General features: G+C 56.6%; 2 protein-coding genes. Both read right to left on the reverse strand.

The window, feature by feature from the left end:
* Positions 1 to 220 precede the first annotated feature (220 nt).
* A complete protein-coding gene (locus tag ACH2EH_RS00025) occupies positions 221 to 805 on the reverse strand; it encodes a hypothetical protein (RefSeq protein WP_395137580.1) in 585 nt (194 codons plus the stop codon).
* A gap of 352 nt (positions 806 to 1,157) precedes the next feature.
* Positions 1,158 to 2,366, reverse strand: coding sequence for an IS5 family transposase (locus ACH2EH_RS00030; RefSeq protein WP_395137582.1), 1,209 nt, complete (start codon positions 2,364 to 2,366; stop codon positions 1,158 to 1,160).
* Between the last annotated feature and the right edge of the window lie 146 nt (positions 2,367 to 2,512).

The following is a 2,512-nucleotide window of genomic DNA, read 5'->3' on the forward strand; positions in this document are numbered from 1 at the left end:
CAGATTTCACAGATTCACACAGATAGGCAATATCCACAGAAGAGCACAGACGGGAAAAGTCTTCATGCCTACCACCCTTTGGGTGTTACACCCCTTGCGGGTGATCGTTAGTAGCCGTGTGGTGAAGCGAAGGCTCTGCGCAGCGCCACCCACGGGACGCGTTCGATTGCATCGCACCCCAGCGCGGGTGCTCGTCATTCTGTGAGGTCAACGGTTGCGATTAGCCGCATGTCCAGGTTGATGGGTGCTTTGGCGCCGGGGCCGGCGGAGTCTGCGGGGTTGGCATCTCTGTTGGGTTCGCAGAATTGTGGTGCTCGAGATTCTCTTGCTTTCCTTTTTCGCGGACTGGGAGATTGCGTTCTTTGAGATCGAGCTTGCGCATGGCGAGCTGGTGCCGTTGATCGGCGCGGATTGATTTTTCCTGTTCGCGCTGGCGGCGGTTTTCTTCGCGTTCTTTGTTGCGTTGTTCTTTGGCGCGGGTGTCGATTTCGCGCTGGGCTTGACGCTCTTTGCGTTGTTGTTCGCGTGCTTCGCGGCGGGCTTGTGCGGCTGCTTCGCGTTGTTCACGGGCGAGGCGGGAGTTGGTGCGCTCCATGACACTGTGGAGGCGGATGATTTGTGCGTTGGTTTCTACCCAGGCGGTTTCGGAGAGCGTTGGGAGTGTTGAGGTGAGGCGCTCGAGGGTGACGGTTTGCATGATTGTTGCGTAGTTTTCGAGCATGGTTTTGATGCGCGGGTCGGCGGGCGACCATTCGCGCATGGCGGAGCGCAACTTGGCTTGATAGTCGGCGAATTCGTCTTGCACTGGGGTTGTGGGAGGAACTGGTGAGTCCTGCGTTGTGGTTGGTTTGGTTGAGTTTGTGAACGGGCTTGGGGGTTTTGGCGGGAGGGCGGGGAGGTGGATGAAGATTTGATCGGGGGTGATGGCCGCGAGGGCTGGGTCGGGGGCGAGGGATTCGAGGAGGGAGGTGCGGGCGGCGGCGAGGAGAGGGGGAGAAGAAGGCACTAGCAGGGCGTTGAAAAACGAAGTTTGATGCAGCTAACGGACTATTTCCGTGTGGATTTGTGTCTTGCGGTCTGATTGTTGGAGGTGCTTGCAGGCTGGAGCTGGTCACTCTCTCCACCGTCTGGCCTGTGACCCAGCGGCGGCTTGTGTACTACGCCGCCAGCAACTTGCTCATTCGTATCAAGTTCAATGTACTCAACGCCATGTCGGCCACTTGCCGTATCTTCCAGCGGCCCGTCACCAGGGCTCTGCGTAACCCACCGTACTGCTTGGACCAGCCGAATATCTCCTCGTTCAGCTTGCGTTTCTGCTGACTGACCTGGTACTCGGCTTTGGTGGCTCGACGCTGATTGAACCATCGCTGCCACCCGCCATCATTATCTACGCGGGGCGGTTCGATCTCTTTCTTACTTTTGCACGCCACATGCGGCGTGATATCACGTGCTTGTAGCGCCAGCAGAAAGTCTTCGGTGTCATAGCCCTTGTCTGCGCCCAACGTCTTGGGGGTGAGCCCAAACTTCCGCTTGAGTCGATCAATCATCTTTAAGGCACACTTCCGCTCTGCATAGCCATCGGCCTTGCCCACCATGATCATCACTCCAAGTCCGTTGCGATTCTCCATGAGCACATGCATCGTGTGCTGCAGGAATGCCACTCCTTTGGACTTGGTATACAACCGTGCCTCCGGATCGGTGACGCTGCGATGGGTCTGGTTACTCCGCTTCTCGCCCTTAAAGTCCACCCATGGATTCCCCACGCTGCCAGTATCACCAGTATCACCCGTATCACCCGTATCACCCGTATCACCGCTGCCGCCATCTCCATCTTTATCCTTGTTCTGTTCTGCCGCCGCTTTGAGCCGTTCGATCTGCTTGAGACTCTTGAGACTGGCATGGCTCTGCAGCAGGGAGCCGTCAATAGAGAAGTGATCTTCACTTATCAATCCGGCTTCAAATGCCATCTCGATCACCTTATCGCTGAACTTGCGGGTAATGTCCAGACGATCCAGCCGCTCACGATTGACGCTGAACACGCTGTGATCAAAGCACGGTTCATCGGGAGTCATATCCAGGAACCAGCGCATGAGCATGTCAAAGGTGATTCGTTCGCACAGCGCCCGTTCCGATCGCACCGTGTACAAGCTCATCAGCACCATTGCCTTGAGAAGCCTCTCTGGTGGCACACTGGGCCGTCCGCCCTTCTCAGATCCCGCATACGCCGCAGTCAATGTGCGACTCATCGACACAAGTATCTCATCTGCCATCCGCTTAATCGGACGCAGCGGATGGTCCTTGGGCACCAGTTCCTCAAGATTCAGCTTCACAAACAGGTTGGGCTGACGATCGCTGTATCCTCGCATCTCTATCTTTACGCACCGTGTCACCTCCCGGTTTTTTGTTTGCTGAGAATTTATGAGGGTTTTTCAACAGCCTGCTAGGTCGCGGATGGTGTCGTCGAAGTTGAAGGCGGCGAAGATCTCGCGGACGTTGGGCGAAAAGCCCATCA

Origin of the sequence: Armatimonas sp. (assembly GCF_043760365.1) — a bacterium.
Classification (GTDB): Bacteria; Armatimonadota; Armatimonadia; order Armatimonadales; family Armatimonadaceae; genus Armatimonas.